16 protein-coding genes are annotated in these 19,341 nt (G+C 57.7%); 5 read left to right on the forward strand and 11 right to left on the reverse strand.

What is annotated here, in order from left to right:
- Positions 1-44 precede the first annotated feature (44 nt).
- The 3 genes from ACLRGG_RS11080 to ACLRGG_RS11090 all read right to left on the reverse strand — a co-directional run bounded on the left by ACLRGG_RS11080 (position 45) and on the right by ACLRGG_RS11090 (position 3,544).
- Entirely contained in the window at positions 45-1,637 is a 1,593-nt protein-coding gene (locus ACLRGG_RS11080) for an ABC transporter substrate-binding protein (protein WP_416249826.1), read from the reverse strand.
- 61 nt (positions 1,638-1,698) lie between these two features.
- Positions 1,699-2,943 (reverse strand): aromatic amino acid transporter, encoded by a 1,245-nt coding sequence (locus tag ACLRGG_RS11085; RefSeq protein WP_416249827.1) that lies wholly within the window; start codon positions 2,941-2,943, stop codon positions 1,699-1,701.
- A gap of 172 nt (positions 2,944-3,115) precedes the next feature.
- Positions 3,116-3,544 (reverse strand): OsmC family protein, encoded by a 429-nt coding sequence (locus tag ACLRGG_RS11090; RefSeq protein ID WP_067701772.1) that lies wholly within the window; start codon positions 3,542-3,544, stop codon positions 3,116-3,118.
- A 144-nt stretch (positions 3,545-3,688) separates the two neighbouring features.
- On the opposite strand from ACLRGG_RS11090, the gene ACLRGG_RS11095 reads away from it, so the two are divergent.
- Positions 3,689-3,868 (forward strand): GDFGVC terminal motif YodC-like protein, encoded by a 180-nt coding sequence (locus ACLRGG_RS11095; RefSeq protein ID WP_416249828.1) that lies wholly within the window; start codon positions 3,689-3,691, stop codon positions 3,866-3,868.
- A gap of 50 nt (positions 3,869-3,918) precedes the next feature.
- Positions 3,919-5,157 carry a peptidase T gene (pepT, locus tag ACLRGG_RS11100; protein WP_416249829.1) on the forward strand — a complete coding sequence of 413 codons (1,239 nt, stop codon included), beginning with the start codon at positions 3,919-3,921 and terminating at the stop codon, positions 5,155-5,157.
- 47 nt (positions 5,158-5,204) lie between these two features.
- Here the strand turns inward: pepT and ACLRGG_RS11105 are convergent, their stop codons facing one another.
- Positions 5,205-5,978, reverse strand: a complete 774-nt coding sequence (locus ACLRGG_RS11105) for a transporter substrate-binding domain-containing protein (RefSeq protein ID WP_416249830.1) — start codon at positions 5,976-5,978, stop codon at positions 5,205-5,207.
- 22 nt (positions 5,979-6,000) lie between these two features.
- Positions 6,001-7,170, reverse strand: coding sequence for a methionine aminotransferase (locus ACLRGG_RS11110; RefSeq protein ID WP_416249831.1), 1,170 nt, complete (start codon positions 7,168-7,170; stop codon positions 6,001-6,003).
- Positions 7,171-7,287: 117 nt separating this feature from the next.
- Here ACLRGG_RS11110 and ACLRGG_RS11115 point away from each other — a divergent pair, with 117 nt between their 5' ends.
- Entirely contained in the window at positions 7,288-8,139 is an 852-nt protein-coding gene (locus tag ACLRGG_RS11115) for a LysR substrate-binding domain-containing protein (RefSeq protein ID WP_416249832.1), read from the forward strand.
- Here ACLRGG_RS11115 and ACLRGG_RS11120 read toward each other — a convergent pair.
- The 6 genes from ACLRGG_RS11120 to ACLRGG_RS11145 form a co-directional block, all read right to left on the reverse strand.
- A complete protein-coding gene (locus ACLRGG_RS11120) occupies positions 8,136-9,794 on the reverse strand; it encodes a methyl-accepting chemotaxis protein (protein ID WP_416249833.1) in 1,659 nt (552 codons plus the stop codon). The genes ACLRGG_RS11115 and ACLRGG_RS11120 overlap by 4 nt on opposite strands.
- A 229-nt stretch (positions 9,795-10,023) precedes the next feature.
- Positions 10,024-11,556, reverse strand: coding sequence for a carboxylesterase/lipase family protein (locus ACLRGG_RS11125; protein WP_416249834.1), 1,533 nt, complete (start codon positions 11,554-11,556; stop codon positions 10,024-10,026).
- Positions 11,557-11,668: 112 nt separating this feature from the next.
- Positions 11,669-13,042 carry a 2-oxoadipate dioxygenase/decarboxylase HglS gene (hglS, locus tag ACLRGG_RS11130; RefSeq protein WP_416249835.1) on the reverse strand — a complete coding sequence of 458 codons (1,374 nt, stop codon included), beginning with the start codon at positions 13,040-13,042 and terminating at the stop codon, positions 11,669-11,671.
- Positions 13,043-13,133: 91 nt separating this feature from the next.
- Entirely contained in the window at positions 13,134-14,456 is a 1,323-nt protein-coding gene (locus tag ACLRGG_RS11135; RefSeq protein WP_416249836.1) for an MFS transporter, read from the reverse strand.
- A gap of 195 nt (positions 14,457-14,651) precedes the next feature.
- A complete protein-coding gene (smrA, locus tag ACLRGG_RS11140; RefSeq protein WP_416249837.1) occupies positions 14,652-15,218 on the reverse strand; it encodes a DNA endonuclease SmrA in 567 nt (188 codons plus the stop codon).
- Positions 15,219-15,290: 72 nt separating this feature from the next.
- Positions 15,291-16,274: a sugar-binding transcriptional regulator gene (locus ACLRGG_RS11145; protein WP_416249838.1), complete on the reverse strand. Its 984-nt coding sequence runs from the start codon at positions 16,272-16,274 to the stop codon at positions 15,291-15,293.
- A gap of 173 nt (positions 16,275-16,447) precedes the next feature.
- Between ACLRGG_RS11145 and dalD the strand changes: the two genes are divergently transcribed.
- On the forward strand, positions 16,448-17,869 hold the full coding sequence (gene dalD, locus ACLRGG_RS11150; protein WP_416249839.1) for a D-arabinitol 4-dehydrogenase: 1,422 nt from the start codon (positions 16,448-16,450) through the stop codon (positions 17,867-17,869).
- Positions 17,853-19,322, forward strand: coding sequence for a xylulokinase (gene xylB, locus ACLRGG_RS11155; protein WP_416249840.1), 1,470 nt, complete (start codon positions 17,853-17,855; stop codon positions 19,320-19,322). The genes dalD and xylB overlap by 17 nt, the downstream gene beginning before the upstream one ends.
- Positions 19,323-19,341: the final 19 nt, after the last annotated feature.

A 19,341-nucleotide genomic window follows, 5' to 3' on the forward strand; every position in this document is an offset into this window, starting at 1 on the left:
GCCAGAGCCTGCGCCGCGAGTACGGTTACTGACTCCCCGCAGGGTTATTTGATATCAACGCCATAGAAGATATGCTTGCCGAAGGGATCAATCTGATAGCCGCTGATCTCTTTGCGCACCGGCTCAAAGATGGTCGAGTGGGCAATCATTACCGCAGGAGCCTGATCGTGCATCATCTGCTGGGCCTGACGATACAGCGCGATGCGTTTGTTATGGTCAGGCTCCACGCGCGCGGCGCTAATTAGCGTATCGAAGGGCTTATAGCACCATTTTGATGAGTTAGAGCCGCCGTTGGCCGAGGTACAGCTGAACAGCGGGCCAAAGAAGTTATCGGGATCGCCCGTCGCCGTCGTCCAACCCATCAGCGCGGCCTGATGCTCGCCGTCCTTCACCCGTTTAAGGTACTCACCCCATTCGAAGCTGACGATATTGGCCTTGATGCCGATTTTTGCCCAGTCAGCCTGAATCATTTCCGCCATTCGACGGGCATTAGGATTATAAGGCCGCTGGACGGGCATTGCCCACAGATCGATTGTGGTGCCGGGGGCGATGCCCGCCTCTTTTAGCAGCGCTTTGGCCTTTTCGGGATCGTAATCATAATCCTTAAGGTCCTGGTCAGCACTCCAGACGCCGGGTGGCAGCAGGTTTTTCGCTACGGTGCCGCTTCCCTGAAACACCGCGTGAATAATCGCCGTTTTATCTATCGCCATCGTTAACGCCTGACGCACCTTCACATTGTCCAGCGGCGGTTTACGGGTGTTAAAGGCCAGGAACCCGGTGTTCAGCCCGGCCTTCTGCATCAGGGTAATATCTTTGTTTTCGCCGATGCGTTTCAGATCTGCCGGATTAGGAAACGGCATCACCTGGCATTCATTTTTTTCCAGCCGTGCGAAGCGTACCGACGCATCCGGCGTAATGGAGAAGATCAGCCGATCTAGTTTTGCTCTGCCCTGCCAGTAGTCAGGAAACGCCCGGAAAAGAATGCGTGAGTCCTTCTGATACTGCACCAGCTCAAAAGGTCCGGTGCCGATCGGATCGCTGTCCACCTTCTCCGGCGTGCCGGCCTTTAACATCGCATCGGCGTATTCTGCCGAGAGCATCGAGGCAAAGTACCACGCCAGATCGGCAAGAAAGGGGGATTCAGCATGTGCCAGCGTAAAGCGCACGGTGTTATCGTCTACTTTCTCAATACTTTGGATTAGCGACCCCAACTCAAGGCTTTCAAAGTTTGAATAGACGCCGTTCGAGACGTTATGGTAGGGGTTTTGCGGATCTTTCTGGCGCATAAACGAGAAGATCACATCGTCGGCGTTAAAGTCGCGTGTGGGCCTGAACGCTTTATTACTCTGAAACTTTACGCCTTTGCGCAGGTGAAAGGTGTAGATCCTGCCATCCGGGCTGATGTCCCAGCGCTCTGCCAGGCTGGGGATAAGCCTGGTCGTGCCCGGCTTAAAATCTACCAGCCGGTTATAAATGGGTACCGCGCTGGCATCCACGCTGGTGCCGGAAGTATAAAGCTGCGGATTGAAGTTTTCTGGTGAACCTTCGGAACAATAGACCAGCGTTTTCGCCGCCGCCCCGGAGGCAGTGGCCAGCGCCAGCGCAGCAACCGCCGCGCGCAATACCGACTTTTTCATTGATACCCTCGCGTTATGATTTTTGTCCCTGACGCAACCACTATTCCCCTGTCTGAGTTAATTACTGATAGAGCGGCAGCAGGCTGGCTTTGTTCAAAAGCCAGGCCGCAAGATTTACTGTACCAAAAGCGATGACGGTAACGATGATTATTTTTTCCCACCTGCTGCGTGCCACGCCCGGCGAGAACCTCTGCCGGGCCTTAATCGCCAGAAACGCCGGGATTAAGACAGCCCAGACGGTCGCCAGCAGCCCGGCATAGCCAATGGCGGCCAGGAAGCCGTCGGGGAACCACAGCGAAGCCAGCAGCGGAGGCAGAAAGGTCAGCGCGCAGACCTTTAACCTTTGCGGTAACGAGCGCCCGAGTTTTAACCTGTCGGCGATAAAATCAAACAGACCCGAGGTGACGCCGAGGAAGGAACAGAGTACGGCAAAATGAGAAAAGACATTCATCAGCAGCTGAAGCCCCCCCGCCGGAAGGTGGTTGTGCAGGGCCTCCAACAGGGCCTCGATATCTCCCCCCTTTGCGATAATTGCCGGAAATTCAGCGCGGGGTAAGTTTCCCATCGTCGCGGTTAGCCAGAACAGATAGATAACCAGCGCCAGTGAGGTACCAAAAAGAAGGGCTTTCCCTACCTGCTTGCGATCGCCCGCGTAGTACTGATTCAGCCCCGCAATATTGCCGTGGTAGCCAAACGAAGCGAGGCAGAACGGCACCACCGCTAATACGTAGGGCCAGTATGTGGCAGAGGTTCCCTCGCTATTAAGAAGCACGGGCAGTTTCACCTGCAGCAGTAAGCCGCCAAAGAGAATCACCAGCAGCGCGATTTTGGCCAACAGGCAAATGGTCATCAGGCGACTGACCTCTTTTGTCCCCAGACAGACCACTGCCCCCACGCAGCAGGTCAGAAGAATTTTCGCCTCCCCCTGCGTGACCGACAGGCCCGCCAGGTTCAGGGAGTGCTGATAAACCGGGCCGCTGGCGGAGATATAGGCATAGGTCAGGATACCGAGCACAAACAGAATGCTAATGGCGTTTATCGTCGCCCACCGCGCGCCCAGCAGGTCGCGGGTTAGGGTGTCATAGCCCGTGCCGGGCTTGTAGTAGCGGGCAGCCTTCAGAAAGAGCAGGCCTGAAAAGAGCATACTTGCCCAGCTGCCCAGCAGCGCCAAAACCGACCAGCCAAACCACGCCCCGGCCATGACCACCGGCAGGGTGAACATCCCCGCGCCCACTACCGTGCCGCAGATAATCATGGCACCCCACCATACGGAGGGGCGACGCGCAGAAATGGCAGAATCTGACATATACAAACCTTTGTGAAATGAACTTGTTATGACCTGTTACGCAGGCACGCGTATCCTGCCACAAAAAGCCGTTGGGGATAAGGTTTGATTCTTCAGGGGATGGCTGGAGTAATGAATAACGGGAAGGAAATGAACCCCGCCGGAACGGGCGGGGAAATAAACCTGACGGCAGTTAGTTCAGCTTATAATCCAGCGTAATCTCAGCACTAATCAGCTGAGACACCGGACAGCCCTGCTTGGCCTGATTGATGATTTTATCAAAAGTTTCGCTGTCGATACCCGGCAGTTTTACCTGGCTTTCCAGCGCAATTTTGGTGATTTTGAAGCCGTCACCCACTTTATCCAGTGAGACATCCGCCACCGTGTCGATGCTTTCTGGCACGTAGCCTTCGTTACCCAGCATCAGTGAAAGCGCCATAGAAAAACAGGCCGAATGAGCGGCACCAATCAGTTCTTCGGGGTTAGTACCGGGTTTACCTTCAAAGCGGGTATTAAAACCATAAGGCTGCTCTTTCAGCGCACCACTTTCGGTGGTGATGGTGCCTTTGCCTTTTTTGATATCGCCTTCCCAGTGTGCCTGCCCTTTCTTATGAATGGTCATGATTATCCTCCTGTGTGTTTATCAATGGGATTCAGTATAGTAGCTTCTCAGCACTTCGCTCGGGCTGAACTTGCAAATGGCCGTTCTTTGACCATTACTTAGAAGGTTGCTACTTAATCTCATTCTCCTGTAAGGAATCGATGTATGTTTACGCAAGGTGATATCGTTCAGTCAAAAAGCGGCGGTCCTAAGATGGTTGTATTGCAGGCAGGTGATACCACCCTGACCTGCGCACGCGTTGATGATGCCGAAAAGAAAGCCATTGAGGTGGCAGCTGATACGGTCAATCTCTATCACGAAGAGGGTGATTTCGGCGTGTGCTAAGCTCCCTGTCCCCATTTTCTCTTTTCACCAATCCATAAGGGAGTGCCTGAATGTCGCAGCGCCTGGCCGAACAGCTTACCACCCGTTTTTATCGCTACCTTGCCGTCACCAGCCAGAGCAATGCCGCGGCGACCACGCTGCCCAGCACTCCCGGGCAGCATGATATGGCACAGCTGCTGGCCAGCGAGCTGCGGACGATGGGTCTGCGGGACGTTGTTATCGACGAATTCGCCACGGTCACCGCCGTTAAGCCCGGTAACTGCCCTTCTGCGCCGCGCATCGGCTTTATCACCCATATTGATACCGTTGACGTCGGCCTCTCGCCCCATATTCATCCGCAGACGCTGCGCTACGAGGGCAACGATCTCTGCCTGAATGCCGCACAGGATATCTGGCTGCGCCGGGAGGAACACCCGGAGATCGAGGCTTATCTGGGGCAGGAAATTATTTTCAGCGACGGAACCAGCGTGCTGGGCGCGGACAATAAAGCGGCGGTCACGGTGGTAATGACGCTGATGGAAAATCTGCAGGATGCGCCGCACGGGGATATCGTCGTCGCTTTCGTGCCGGATGAAGAGATTGGCCTGCGCGGCGCTAAGGCGCTGGATCTGGAGCGCCGCTTTAACGTTGACTTCGCCTGGACCATTGACTGCTGCGAGCTGGGGGAAGTGGTCTGTGAGAACTTCAATGCCGCTTCGGCAGAACTGCTTTTCACCGGGGTGACGGCACATCCGATGTCCGGCAAGGGGGTACTGGTTAACCCTCTGCTGATGGCCCTGGATTATATCGGCCACTTTGATCGCCAGCAGACGCCTGAGCATACCGAGGGCCGCGAGGGCTACGTGTGGTTTAACGAGATGAACGCTAACGCCAGTGAAGCACGGGTCAAAGCGTCGATTCGGGACTTTGACCTGCACTCCTTTGAGCAGCGCAAGCAGCAGATGGCCGAGGTCGCGGCACTGATCTCCGCACAGTATCCAACGGGCGAAGTCAGCCTGAACATTAGCGATACCTACAGCAATATCAGCAACGCGATCGGGGAAGATCGGCGGGCGATCGATCTGCTGCTGACCGCGCTGGAACAGCTGGATATTCCTCCTAAAATCACGCCCATGCGCGGCGGCACCGACGGGGCCGCGCTGTCCGCGAAAGGCCTGCTGACCCCTAATTTCTTCACCGGCGCGCACAACTTCCACTCAAAGTTTGAGTTTTTACCGATCCCCTCCTTCGTTAAGTCATACCTTGTCGCGGAGAAGCTCTGCCTGCTGGCGGCTCAGAAAAGTTGCTGAGGCCTGCCGGCCGCGTTGAAAACCAGGCGTAACCCCGTCAGACCAGGCTATTTAACCGCAACATCAATACCCGGGAAAAACTTCGCCGCCAGACGGGTGACGGTGCCATCAGCCTGCACCCTGCCGATGGCCGCATCCAGCTGCTGTTTCAGCCTGGCGTCGTCTTTACGCAGACCGAATCCTATGCCGACACCCAGGATCTGCGGGTCTTCCACCGGTTTGCCCGCAAAGCCATAGGCTTTGCCCTGGGGCTTATCGAGAAAGCCGGACTGACCCGCCGCTGACATCACCAGCGTACCGTCCAGGCGGCCGGCGAGCAGGTCGTTATAGACCTGATTCTGGTCCTGAAAGGCGGTGATAGTTACGCCCTGCGGTTCCCAATGCTTCCTGGCGTAGGTTTCCTGTACAGAACCCTGCAATACGCCAATCGTTTTGCCCTTTAACGCTGCAACATCAGGTGCCAGCCCCGCCCCTTTGCGGCTTATCAGCTGGCTGGGAATGCGGTAGATCGGGCGGGTAAAACCGATGCTTTTCAACCGCGCCTCGGTAATGTTCATTGCCGAGTTGATGGCATCGAATTTTCTGGCGGCCAGCGCCGGAATTAGCGCATCGAAACTGCTTTCCACCCAGCGACAGGAAAAATTTCCCGCCTGGCAAATCGCTTTCCCCAGTTCAATATCAAATCCCTGTAATTCGCCCGCCGCATTGCGGCTCTCGAATGGGGGATATTCCGACTCCAGCCCAAACCTCAGCGTATCCGCTACGGCAGACATTGAGGAGATCAGACCCGCAACGACAAACAGTGCATTCAGCTTTTTCATCAACTTCCCCTGATAATTATTATTAGCGCGGCTTTACCTGGCACAGCGCCTGGGCGCCCGCGCGCAGCGTGGCTTCATCTTTAGCGAATGAGAGACGAATGAGTTTATTGTCGGTGCCGTCGGTATAAAAGGCCGAGAGTGGGATGGTCGCCACGCCGTTTTCAACAATCAGCTTTTTTACCATTTCACTGTCCGGCAGGTCACTGAATTCTGCATAGCTTGCCAGCATAAAAAAGGATCCCGCCGACGGCAGCAGGCGGAAAGGTGATGCCTTCAGCAGCGAAGCCAGCAGGTCGCGCTTATGCTGGTAAAATCCCCCCAGCTCCAGGTAGTTTTCAGGGTGACGAAGATACGCCGAGAAAGCGACCTGCATCGGCGTATCTGCGGCGTACATCATAAACTGGTGCACCTTAACCAGCTCCGTCATCAGTTCGGCGGGTGCCAGACAGTAACCGACGCGCCAGCCGGTAACGTGAAAGGTTTTCCCAAACGATGAAACGATAACGCTGCGCTGCGCCAGTTCGGCATGGGTTGCCATGCCCTGATGCTGACGCCCGTCGAAGAGGATATGTTCATATACTTCGTCGGAAAGCACTACGATGTCGGTATTGCGCAGGATCTTCGCCAGCTGGTCAAGATCCTCACGGCTCAGCACCTGAGCGCTCGGATTGTGAGGCGTATTGATGATAATCATGCGGGTGCGCGAAGTGACAGCCGCCTGCACCTCATCCCAGTCGATAGTAAAATCTGGCAGATGCAGCTTAAGGCCAATTGGCGTAGCCCCCTGCAGCCGCACCACCGGCGCGTAGCTGTCAAAGGCCGGCTCGAAAAATATCACTTCGTCACCGGAGTGAACCAGCCCGCCGATCGCGGCATACAGCCCCTGACTGGCGCTGGCGGTAATCAGCACTTCGCTGGCGGTGTCGTACTGCTGCCCATACAGGGTCTTAACCTTGTCTGCCAGTGCCTCCTTTAACGACAGCAGCCCGGTCATCGGCGCGTACTGATTATGTCCCTGCTCCATCGCGCGGGTCACACTCTCGATCAGGGCGCGATCGCAGGGAAAATCCGGCGCGCCCTGCGAGAGATTTATCGCCTTATGCTGCGCCGAAAGCTGGCCTATCACCGAGAAGATGGTCGTACCGACGTCCGGCAGTTTCGATCGCTGAGGCACGGCTGAGAGGATAGTCATTAAGGCTCCGGTCACTGAGGAAAACGCGATGCTTTATTCAACGTGAGGACCCTTGAGGCGACAAGCGAATTGTTGTCATAATAGTTATGACTTTTCGACATTGCTCTGAGACACCCTATGCCCCGCCGTCCACTGCCATTAAACGCCATTCATACCTTTATTGTGACTGCACGCCACCTTAATCTGACCCACGCGGCACGGGAGCTGTGTATTACCCAGGGGGCGGTAAGCCGTAAAATCGCCGCGCTGGAGAACTGGCTGGGGTTCCCCCTCTTTGAGCGGCACGCCCGCGGGCTGAGGCTAACCGTGCAGGGCAGCAGCCTGCTCCCGTCTTTCAAAAGTGGATTTGAGCAGATAACCCAGGCCGCTGAACAGGCCAGCACCCGGCATACAATCCTGCGTCTTAAGGCGCCCACCTGTGCAATGCGCTGGCTGGTGCCACGGCTGGTGGCGCTGGAGCAGGCGCGTCCCGAACTGCATGTCGCCCTGACCACCACGGTTGAACACGGGACAGGGCTGGGGCATTTTGATGCCGCTATCCTTTATGGCGCACCAGCGGTGTCGGGATACCGCCTGTTTGAGGAGGTACTGACACCGGTGATGGCTCCCGGGTTACTGCCCGGAAACGGCCTGTCGCTGGAAGATTTGAACGGTTTTACCTTTCTGCATCCTACCGCCGATGGCCGGGACTGGGCACTGTGGCTGGCCGACAGGCATCAGGAGTTGGTAATGAAACGCAACCAGCATTTCGATACCATGGATCTGGCGATCGGTGCGGCTATCCAGGGGTTTGGCGTGACAATGGCCGATATCAGCCTGATTCAGTCCGATCTGTCGATGGGACGGCTTGTGGCGCCTTTTCATGAAACGGTGAAGACGGGCGCGGTCTACAGCCTGATCCAGCGCCCGGAGGAAGAGGCGCCACCCCATCTTGCGGATGTGGTGGCGTGGCTGTGTCATCAGCCTTAGAAAGAGACCCACTCATCGGCAGCGACTGTCCTGGCGGCAGTGACGGGCTTAGGCGACGTAACTCTGACCGCAGGCGGCGCGCGACGATCGTCATCTGTCCCCGCAGAAAGCCGGAATCGGGAGACAGACAGCGTCAGCTCCTCGGTCTGACGTTCCAGCGAACTGGCGGCGGCAGAGACCTGTTCAACCAGTGAGGCATTCTGCTGGGTTACGCTATCCATTTCAGTAATGGCCGTGCCGACCTGGGAGATCCCTTTGCTCTGCTCTTCAGAGGCCGACGCGATCTGTTTCATGATCTCCGTGACTTCGCCCACCGATTTCAGCATTTCATCCATGGTGCTACCGGCCTCGCCAACCAGACGCGATCCGCTGTCGATGCGGCTCACGGAGTCTGCAATCAGCGTTTCAATCTCCTTCGCCGCACCGGCGCTGCGCTGGGCCAGATTACGCACTTCGCTCGCCACTACGGCAAAACCGCGCCCCTGTTCACCGGCCCGCGCGGCTTCGACGGCCGCATTCAGCGCGAGGATATTGGTCTGGAAAGCGATGCTGTTGATCACGCTGGTAATTTCAGCAATTTTATGCGAACTGCCGGTAATCCCCTTCATGGTGGTGACCACATCTGCGACCAGCTTACCGCCTTTCCCGGCGGTGATCGAAGCGCTCTGCGCCAGTTCGCTGGCCTGGCGGGCATTATCGGCATTGAGCTTCACCGTGGCGGTGAGTTGTTCCATGCTGGCGGCCGTTTCTTCCAGCGCCGCTGCCTGCTGTTCGGTTCGCGACGAGAGGTCGTTATTCCCGGAGGATATCTCCGTCGCGCCGCGATAAATACTGTCCGTACCCTGACGAATTGCGCTTACCGCGTTACGCAGGCTCTCCTGCATCTCCCGCAGGAGTGGCGCCAGTTTACCTACGCAGTTACGGCCAATATCCTCAATTGGCTGGCTCAAATCGCCCCCGGCAATCTCCCGAAAGTGCTGGCGTATGCCTTCCAGCGGGCGTACCAGGATAGTCACAAGATAGCGGTCGGTAAACAGCAAAATCAGCAGGCCAATGATGACCGCCAGCACAATCACCATTTTGGTGACGTTGGTGAGATGGTCCACCGTAACGCGGGTGATATCCAGCTTTTCCCCAGCGGCAAGGTTAAATTTATCCACGGTTACGCCAAAGCCGCGGCTCAGTGCGGGCGTGACGCTGGCAGCATGATGGCGAAATTCGTCCAGAGTCGGCTGTTGGGCAAAGTGCATCTGCGGCAGAACACCCTCATCCAGTAGCTTCTGCCAGCTGGCGATCACCGCGCTGGCATAGGCCGGGCTAAGCGGGCCGGGCGCTTCGGCTTTGAAACTGGCAAGCTGGGCTGCCATGCTGTCGAGGGCCTTTTGCGCGGAAGCCATATCCGCTGCGGCGGAAGCACTGCCTGCCTGGCGTGACTCAACGGCGCGGGTAAGACGAGTGATAAAGCGGAAATACTGATCGTTACCCTTACTCAGCGTGGTCATCTGGTTTACCAGCAGGCGATCGACCTCATTCCCCTTGCCTACCGAGCTGAGTGAATAGACGCTGTACAGCCCCACGCCCAGCCACAGCAGGCAGAACAGGCCAAGGACCCATAGCATAACGCTTCGGACGGTAAAATCTTTTAACAATCTCATAACTTCTCCAACGCTAAAGGAATACTGAATCCTTCGTCCTGATTTCACGGACGCTTAACTCCTTTTATCGGCACACGCGGGCAAAGTATGAGTTAATTTTCTATATGGCTCAGAACGTTAGCTGAGGTAATATTTTGTTAAATACCTGTAGTTAAAGTTGTTTATTCCTGGAAGGTTAGGCACAGGTAACGTAAACCTGTTTTATTAAAGTGGCCATTTTGTTAATTAATCATCCCTCCAACCGTACCATCCTGCTGATCAGCAGGCGAAAGAGCTGAGTGCGTCGCCGCATAAATCGCTTCTCCAGTCGGATAAGGCCGCGCCCCTGCTCACCAAAGCGCATCACTTCATCCTGCGCTGGCTGCCAGACAGGCCATACCACTTCACCGGCCAGCATCACTGATGACGCGGAAGCATCGCGGGCGAAGTGCAGCCAGTATTCGCTGACCTTTTGCGCAAACGCGCGGTCAGCATCGCTAAAAGGTGGCTCCCCGCTCTGTGCGGAAAGGGACGTTAACGTATCCATGGTATAGGGGATTTCGTTGCCGTGGGCGGTGCCGTGCGGATAGATCTCCCGGGCATTTTCTGAGACGTAGTCAAAGTAGTAGCGCCACACGGGCGCACCCCGACGGCATTGCGCCAGCGCGGCGAGGTGTCCCATGGTGGTGAAGGTCATATCACGCGCTACCTGACGGCCCAGCTCGCTGTCATCGGTGATACCGCTGTAAAGCAGTCGAATCATTCGTAACCGCAGTCCAATGCGCTGCGTTTTACGGATACCGGCAATCACCTTCGCCGGATCGATTCCAAAATAGCCCAGCACGCTGGCTTCATCGCTGTTGCTGCCGATCATCAATGGCAGCTTGTGCTGACGGGCAGCACTAAATACGTCAAGCATCGGCACGGGCAGTACCCGATCGCCCGCTATCGCCACCGGTCCGCTGCCCATCACGCCGTCCAGCTGATAAAACGCCTCCGCCGGAAGCGCGCGTAGCTGCTGTGCCGTGGCATCCTTTAACGTAAAATGGGCAGCCAGCGCCACGCCGTTCTTTAACGCCTTTTCGCGCGGCATATCGCCAAGCGTGTAGGCACTTTGCGCAATTCCCTTGTGGAACAACCCTTCCGTAAGCGGGGAGGCAAACAGGGTAAGGACGCTTCGCGCACCGGCGGATTCGCCAAATATTGTGACGTTGTCACGATCACCGCCAAAAGCTGAGATATTGCGCTGCACCCACTGAAGAGCGGCGATTTGATCGAGCAGGCCGAAGTTGTTTACGTATTCGCCTGCCCGGTACTCCTTGTCCAGCGCCGGATGGGCAAAAAAACCCAGATGACCGAGCCGGTAATTGATCGTCACCACCACCACGCCGCGCGCGGCCAGCGGCAGGCCGAAATAGGGTGGCAGTCCGCCGGAGCCAAGGGAGAATCCTCCGCCGTGGAACCATACCATTACCGGCAGCGGAGATTGAGGTGTAAGGTCAGGTGACCAGACGTTTAAATAGAGACAGTCCTCACTCAGTGAACCGGGATCCCCCCCACCAATGGCTGAACAATATTCACGATTCTGCCAGCTGGCGTTGCCCCACTGCGTCGCGTCGCGCTCTTCCTGCCAGGGCTGGACCGGTTTCGGGGGTTGCCATCGACGTGAGCCCACCGGAGGTGCCGCATAAGGTATGCCGCGAAACACGCACACCTCGTTCTCCTGTTCCCCTTTAAGGCGGCCTTCCGCCGTCTCGGTCCTTATAAAACGCGCGTTTTTCATTATTTCACCTGTAAAAAGTCTGCTAAATAGTATTTGCAGACCCAGGACCAAAGTCCACTTAAGCGCGTTATTTGCAGATTATGCTTAAACGCCGCGACGGACGCAGGATGCATTATTTCTCGGCATCCTGACCGACCGGAGGGATCAGACCGCAGCGCCGCAGGCTCTCCTGCTCGCGCTGCTGATAAAGGGCAAGTTCATCAGCAACGGCTGCGCCCAGGGCGTTTTCAAATACTCCGCGTTCTGACCCTCCCTGGATCTGAACGCGGCCCTGATCCCCCAGATTCGACTGAAATATCCCGGCCGCGCTGACCGGCAGAAAATCCTCGTAAATCATCGGCGTAGCAACAACCAGCCCACGTTCGATCAGTTCTTCCCGGCCTGCGCCAGCGGCAATGGCTTCGGGGTTGGCCTCACCTGCCTCCGTCAGTGCCCAGTTAAACCACGCCAGACCCTGCTGCCGGAGCAGACGTGCGTCATCGGGAAAAGTCGTGAATGCCGACGTCAGACGCTGCTGATGTGTGACGTTGTCACCTTTGGAGCCCGCTTCCCTGAGAAGCCGATCGTATAGTGCGCGGCCTTTTACGGTTAGCGCCACACCGCGCTGCTCTATTTCGCCAAAGCGCGCGGTATGCGTACCCTCTTCGCAATCGGTAAAGCTAACCGCTTCATCCAGCGCTTTGAAGCTGGTCTGCCGCAGCAGTATGTCCACACGGCGTCGTGGCGGGCCTTCGATAATCGCTTTGGGGCTGATCCCCGCTCCGGGCATCAGCGCCTGCACGCGATCGATATCCAGCGTGCGCGGCGTAAGGTGATTGATATGGCAGCCGGGGAAACAGACGACATCGGCAATCAAACGATGCTGCTGGCTTAAAGCCTGATAGGTGGCACTGTCAACCGTTGTCTGTTGATGCCAGCGGAACGTTTCCAGCGACTCATGGATAAAGGCCCTGGCCTGTGTCTGACTGAACCCCCCTTGCCGCTGATGAAGGGCAATCAGCTCACGACAGTCAGCGGTGAAGATATCCCGGGCGGCAAGCACTTCACTGGCTTTCGCCCGCAGAAGGGGATCGTCAATCAGATCCAGACGCAGCAGCGAGGTAAATAAACGGAAGGGATTAAGGCTGAGTGCGCGATCGTCGATGGGCCGGAAGGCGGTTGAGTGCACCGGCACGCCGGCCTGGGAGAGATCGTAATAGCCGACCGGAAACATGCCCATAATGGCAAACAGCTGGCGCAGCGTGGAAAGCTCCGCCGCCGTGCCGACGCGGATGGCGCCGTGGCGCTCCACGCTGAGACGGGAAAGCTCCCCGGCGGCGATCAGCTGACGCTTCTGCGCCGGATCCTGTTCCAGCACCTCACTATTCACCTGCGCGACCAGCTTCAGCAGCGTGCCGTACTGTGGCACTTCCCGCTGATACATATCCGACATCGCGCTGGCGAACCCGGCGCGGATGCTGTCTGCTGAAACCCATGAATCTGCCATCGTCTGACCTTTTCTGCTGCGGGAATGCGCTCAGATTACTGGAAACTTAGCGGCACAGAGAAAAAAATGAGCAAACTGTGATCCGGCAGAGCTAATCGCGACGGTAGCCATAGCGATATTTTGCCAGCAGCATCAGCGTGGTCAGCACTGCCGGGATAGCCAGGCTGGTAAAGACCTCGGTGATATGCCAGCCGATCGCCAGCATTTGCGCCCCAACGAAGGCACTAAGAATGGCGCCTATCCGGCCTACGCCATGCATCCAGCTGGAGCCGGTTGCCCTGGCGTGAGTGGGATAGTAGCTGGCAGAGAGCGCATTCATTCCGGTATTGGCACCGTTGAGGCAAAAACCGCTGCCAAAGGCCACCAGGCTCAGCGTGAGCGTATGTGCAGGAACATAGCCAATCGCTACCGTGGCGATCGCACCGACGAAGTAGATCGCCGCCAGCACCAGACTGGCATTGAATCGATCCATCATCCAGCCCGCAAACAGCGAGCCCAGCGTTCCCCCCGCCTGGTATACGGCGGTGACCAGCGCCGCCTGCGTCACCGTCATCCCCATGTCTTTTATCAACGTCGGCAGCCAGCTGCCGATCAGGTAAACCAGAAACAGCCCCATAAAGTAGCCGCACCACAACATAGTGCTGCCAAACAGGTAAGGACGCGTCAGTACCAGGGCGACCGCGCCCCGGTCGGGCTGTTTTTCACCGCAGGCAAAGTGGCTGTCCGGCCCAGTTGTTCCCGGTGCCATCTGTTCGACTATCTGACGGATCTGCGCAGCAGGCGCCTGACGTGAAAGCAGGAACTGCACCGATTCCGGGAGCCACTTCAGCAAAAAGGGAACGATGGCTAACGGCAGCACGCCGCCCAAAATCAGTACCGCATGCCAGCCTGCCGTAGGGATCAGCCAGGACGCGGCGAAGCCACCTGCTGCTGCACCGAAGGTGAAGCCACAAAATACGACGGTGATCAGAAAGGCGCGCCTGCGTGCCGGGGAGTATTCTGCGACCAGGGTGCCTACATTTGGCATGGCCGCGCCCAGGCCAAGCCCGGTAAGAAAGCGGAACAGCATCATCTGCTCAGGATTGCTGGCAAACGCCGTCGCCAGCGTTAACAGGCCAAAAAAGAGCACGCTGCTAATGATAATTACCCGGCGGCCAAAGCGATCCGCCAGCGGACCCGCCGTCATTGCGCCCAGCGCCAGTCCCACCAGCGCGGCACCAATCACCGCCCCAAGCTGTTGGGTGCTGATGCCCCAGGCCGTTTTTAACGCGGGGGCAATAAACCCCATCAGCGCAATATCCATGCCGTCCATCGCCACGACGGCAAAACTGAGCAGGATAATGCGCTGCTGATAGCGGCTTAAGCTGCCCTCATTAATCAAGGTTCGTACATCAATCGCGGCGGTGCTTTCCACGTTATCGCTCCCTGGTTCCGGCGGATCACAATCGGCTGGCGGTGACCCCAAAAAAAGTGCCGGCTATGATAACGGATTGCTCGCTATTTCTCCTGAATTAATTGGGCCATTTTGGGTGCGGTAATCCTTGTCATACCAGAAACGCTGTTAATTTGTGACGTTGTCACTCAGGGTAAATATCTTCACGGCACTCATTCAGCGGCTGCGTTTAGCGTGACGCTCACGATTATCCAGGCGCGCACGTTCACTTTTGCGCAGCGCCACGTAGCAGGCCCCACTTCCTCCGTGCTGTACCTGTGCGTGACAGAAACTCTGGACGTTTTCAAACTGCTGAAGCCAGCGTGAAAGATAGCTGCGTACAATGTTGGCATGAGAGGTCGTATCCCGGCCTTTACCATGAATAATTAACAGATTGCGAATATTGTCCTTTTCCGCCTGGCGCATAAATTGATACAGCGCCTGACGGCAGGTTTCTATCGGCTGGCGGATCAAATTCAGGCTGGCCTCAGGGCGATACTTCCCCTGCCGCAGCTTGTCCAGTACGCCCTGCTGTATCCCTTCGGCTTTGTATTCCAGCGGGGTGGTTAGCGACAGCAGCTCGGTCAGGCTGTCGATAAGCGGATTATCCGGCGAGTCGTCGACGGGCGCTCGCGGGGTGACAAGGGCGGGAGGTTTTAACCAGAGAACGTTCTCACCCTCACTCAGCGGCGTAACGTCTCCTACTGCCTCTCTGAACAGCGCGTAATCGTCAGGATTTGTCATGGCATGCCTCCGATGGGGTCAGCGTGAGGCGGAGGGCTCCTCACGGGGGAAGAAAATAACGGCCAGACAAGTTTAGCAAATCTTCCGGGTGAGCGTCTTGCCCTGCTCCTCTTCCGCCAGGGCAAATCTGGCGCTCTCTTCATCCGTCACCAGGCCTGAAATCCATCCCCCTTTCAGGACGGCACAAATTGCCCGATGCTTCTCCTGCCCGCCGGCGAAAGCAATTACGTTGCGTGAGGTGGCAGAGGTCAGCCTGACGCTGGTGAGCCGCGCATCCAGATCGCTGCTAACCCGCTGCCCGTCCTCACCGATGAAATGCCCGAGCATCTCGGCTGCGACCTGCTGTTTTTCCAGAGTGGCAACCTGATCGTCGCTGATGAAACCGTCGACATTGAGCGGACAGCCGGGCGCAACCTGCCCGATCCCCACAAAGAGCACATCCGCCTGCGCGGCTTTCTCGGTGACCGTACGATAGATCCGGTGGTTACACCACAGCGCGCGATCCTGTTCGCTGTCGGCGTAGAGCGGCGCAGGCAGAATGAAATAGCGACCCTGCGTTTTCTCCGCCATCCACAGCGGTACGTCGTAGCGGGTACAGGAGCCATCGCTGGCAATGGCGCCAATCAGCGAGACGCAGCTATGCTGCGGACGATCGAACAGCGGCAGCTCCTCAATGGTGGCGCGCAGCGTTCTGCCGGATCCCACGGCGATGGTCTGTGGTGTTTCGCGCTTTAATGTCTGACACATGACCTCCGCGCCTGCCACGGCAATCATCTGCTGAAGCCCTTCAGGCCCCGCACCTGACGATGGCACCACCTGACAGTATTCAAGGTTAAAGCGCGTTTTAAGGCGCCCGGCCAGCGTCATACAGTCTGCGACCGGATGCGCAATGGTGACGCTCACCAGTCCCTGCTCGCTGGCCATGGCGACCAGACGTTGTGCCACCTGGCGGGAAACTCCCAGCCTGTCGGCAATCTGGTGCTGGGTTTCCCCGGCGATGTAGTACAGCCAGGCGGCCCGGGCGGCCTGATCCAGTTTCCTGTCGTGCTTGCTCATGCTTGTACTCTGCAACGTTTTTCTCAGCTTACTCTGAATAATTGCCCAGCTCTTGGGCAAAAGCAAATTGTGTGATCGGTTCCGCAGACAACAGCACAGTTTACCACCAGGCTATAGCCCCATCAGGCAAAAGCTCTTGGTGCGAGCAAATGCCCAATTAACAGGAGATTACGATGACCGCTTCAACCCATTCCGTCTGGATGCACATTGGTGCTGGCTCTTTCCATCGCGCCCACCAGGCCTGGTATCTCCATCGCCTGCGCGAACAGGGGGATAGCGAGTGGCATATTGCCCTGAGCAACATCCGCGACGACGCTGTTCCGCTGCTGACGTCGCTGACCGCGCAGAAAGGGGAGTATGTCCTGGAGACCGTGACGCCTGAAGGGGACCGCGCCTATGAAAAAATCAGGTCGATCAGAACCATTGTCCCCTGGGATGCGGAACTGAAAGCAATGGTTGCTCAGGGGGCGGATGCGGCGACACGCGTCATTGCTTTTACCGTGACGGAGAGCGGCTACTATCTGGATAACAATCATCAGCTTGATGCTCAGCATCCCGATATTCAGGCCGATGTTAAGGGTGAAGCGCGTACCCTGTATGGCGCCCTGACCCGCGTGCTGCTGGCGCGGATGGCCGCACACGGTAATCCGGTCACTCTGCTGAACTGCGACAATCTGCGGCATAACGGCGAACGTTTCCGTCAGGGCTTTTTGACATTCCTTTCGCTGCGAAAAGAAGAGGCGCTGTGCGCCTGGGTGCGCGACCAGACGACGTCGCCCAATACCATGGTCGATCGCATCACACCCCGGCCGACCGCCGATATCGCACCACGCGTACTGAAGGCCACCGGGTTTCGCGACAGCGCGCCGGTGATGGCCGAGTCGTTTATTCAGTGGGTCATCGAAGATGATTTCGCGGCTGGCCGTCCGGCGCTGGAACATGTCGGCGTCGAAATGGTGAAATCGGTCCTGCCCTGGGAAGAGGCGAAAATTCGTATTCTCAATGCCAGCCACAGCTGCATTGCCTGGGCGGGCACGCTGGTGGGGCAGCTCTGCATCCATCAGAGTACGCAAACCCCGGAGATCAAAGAGATGGCGTGGGAGTATGTCACGCAGGATGTTATTCCCTCACTTCTGCCCAGCCCGCTAAATCTTGAAGAGTATCGTGATGTGGTGCTGGCTCGCTTTGCAAATCCCTGGATACGCGACACCAACCAGCGCGTGGCGGCCGACGGCCTCTCGAAAATACCGGGCTTCATCACCCCCACGCTGATGGAACGCTACGCCAGCGGCGAAACGCCGCGTGCAACGGCGGTACTACCCGCTCTGTTCTTCCTTTTCCTCCAGCGCTGGCACGTCGACGCACTGCCCTATGCCTACCAGGATGGCGCGCTCAATGCGCCCGAACTGCATGCCCTGCTAAGCCAGGATGATGCGCTGGCGCGTTTTGCCAGCGATGAAACGCTGTTTGGTCCCCTTGCCCATAAGGCGGAATTCGCCACCCTGCTACAGAACACCGTCGCAGGCCTGAGCGAGTGGGCAAAACTGCCACAGCCGGTAAACGACCTGGGAGCCGATTATGTATCTGGGAATTGATGCCGGAACCTCGGAAATCAAGACGCTGGTGATTAACGATCGTGGCGACGTTGTCGCCACCGCCGGGGCCAGACTGAGCGTGCAGCGCCCCCATCCGCGCTGGTCAGAACAGGACCCGGCGCAGTGGTGGCAGGCGACTCTGCAGGCGATAGGTGAACTGCGGCAGAAAGTGGGCGACAGCTGGTCGCAGGTCCGCGCTGTCGGCCTGTCAGGCCAGATGCACGGTGCGGTGCTGCTGGACAGAGATAACCGCGTGCTTCGCCCCTGTATTTTATGGAACGACACCCGCAGCGCGGCGGAATGCAAGGAGCTGACGGCGATGGCTCCTGACCTTGCGGCTATTGCGGGCAACCTCGCCATGCCAGGATTTACTGCGCCTAAGCTGCTCTGGGTTGCCCGGCATGAACCGCAGATCTTCGCGCAGACCGCCAGCGTACTGCTGCCAAAAGACTATTTGCGCTGGAAAATGAGCGGTGAAAAGATCAGCGAGATGTCCGATGCCGCCGGTACGCTGTGGCTGGATGTGGCCAGACGCGACTGGTCAGACAGCCTGCTGGACGCCTGCGGTCTGACGCGAGACCATATGCCCCGCCTCGTCGAGGGCTCGCAGCCAGCTGGCAAGCTTAAGGCTGAACTGGCACGACACTGGGGGCTGAGCGAAGAGGTAATTATTGCTGGCGGCGGCGGTGACAATGCCGCCAGCGCGGTGGGCATTGGCGCAGTGGAACCCGGCGATGCTTTTATCTCGCTGGGAACCTCAGGCGTGCTGTTTGCCGTCAACGATCGCTTTCGCCCCAACCCCGCCTCGGCGGTCCATGCCTTTTGCCATGCCATCCCGGACCGCTGGCACCAGATGAGCGTGATGCTGACCGCCGCCAGCGCCCTGCGCTGGCTGTGTGATTTGCTGGGTGCATCTGAAACGACGCTGCTTTCTGAAGTGGCGACCTTAAGTCTGTCAGAGCAGCAGATCGCTCCGCTATTTCTGCCCTATCTGTCAGGCGAACGCACGCCGCATAACGATCCCGATGCCACCGGTTCTTTTCATGGCCTGACGCACAGCACGCAGCGCGCCGCGCTGGCCTATGCGGTGCTGGAGGGCGTGAGCTTTGGTATGGCCGACGGCATGAAAGTGCTCATTGAGGCGGGCACCTCGCTGGAATGCTGTTCCCTGATGGGCGGCGGCGCCCGCAGTCCCTGGTGGGCACAGCTGATGGCCGACGTGCTGGACCTGCCCATTGTAACGCACCAGGGCGGTGAAGCCGGCGGCGCGCTCGGTGCCGCGCGGCTCGGCTGGCTGGCAGATGGCGGGGAGCAGTCCACCGTCTGCCGCAAACCGCCGGAGCTGAAACGGTATCTGCCCGATGCGGGACGCCAGTTAATATTGCGAAAACGCCTTGCCCACTTCCGGCTGCTCTATCAACAACAGCGCGAGGCCCGCGCACTCGGTTTCTAAACTCTACCCGGCCGCCATG

Origin of the sequence: Erwinia sp. PPS120 (genome assembly GCF_047918655.1) — a bacterium.
Lineage (GTDB): Bacteria > Pseudomonadota > Gammaproteobacteria > Enterobacterales > Enterobacteriaceae > Erwinia > Erwinia tasmaniensis_A.

Coding starts and splice junctions, on each gene's coding strand:
- ACLRGG_RS11080 (WP_416249826.1), bottom strand. CDS start 1,637: ATGAAAAAGTCGGTATTGCGCGCGGCGGTTGCTGCGCTGGCGCTGGCC.
- ACLRGG_RS11085 (WP_416249827.1), bottom strand. CDS start 2,943: ATGTCAGATTCTGCCATTTCTGCGCGTCGCCCCTCCGTATGGTGGGGT.
- ACLRGG_RS11090 (WP_067701772.1), bottom strand. CDS start 3,544: ATGACCATTCATAAGAAAGGGCAGGCACACTGGGAAGGCGATATCAAA.
- ACLRGG_RS11095 (WP_416249828.1), top strand. CDS start 3,689: ATGTTTACGCAAGGTGATATCGTTCAGTCAAAAAGCGGCGGTCCTAAG.
- pepT (WP_416249829.1), top strand. CDS start 3,919: ATGTCGCAGCGCCTGGCCGAACAGCTTACCACCCGTTTTTATCGCTAC.
- ACLRGG_RS11105 (WP_416249830.1), bottom strand. CDS start 5,978: ATGAAAAAGCTGAATGCACTGTTTGTCGTTGCGGGTCTGATCTCCTCA.
- ACLRGG_RS11110 (WP_416249831.1), bottom strand. CDS start 7,170: ATGACTATCCTCTCAGCCGTGCCTCAGCGATCGAAACTGCCGGACGTC.
- ACLRGG_RS11115 (WP_416249832.1), top strand. CDS start 7,288: ATGCCCCGCCGTCCACTGCCATTAAACGCCATTCATACCTTTATTGTG.
- ACLRGG_RS11120 (WP_416249833.1), bottom strand. CDS start 9,794: ATGAGATTGTTAAAAGATTTTACCGTCCGAAGCGTTATGCTATGGGTC.
- ACLRGG_RS11125 (WP_416249834.1), bottom strand. CDS start 11,556: ATGAAAAACGCGCGTTTTATAAGGACCGAGACGGCGGAAGGCCGCCTT.
- hglS (WP_416249835.1), bottom strand. CDS start 13,042: ATGGCAGATTCATGGGTTTCAGCAGACAGCATCCGCGCCGGGTTCGCC.
- smrA (WP_416249837.1), bottom strand. CDS start 15,218: ATGACAAATCCTGACGATTACGCGCTGTTCAGAGAGGCAGTAGGAGAC.
- ACLRGG_RS11145 (WP_416249838.1), bottom strand. CDS start 16,274: ATGAGCAAGCACGACAGGAAACTGGATCAGGCCGCCCGGGCCGCCTGG.
- dalD (WP_416249839.1), top strand. CDS start 16,448: ATGACCGCTTCAACCCATTCCGTCTGGATGCACATTGGTGCTGGCTCT.
- xylB (WP_416249840.1), top strand. CDS start 17,853: ATGTATCTGGGAATTGATGCCGGAACCTCGGAAATCAAGACGCTGGTG.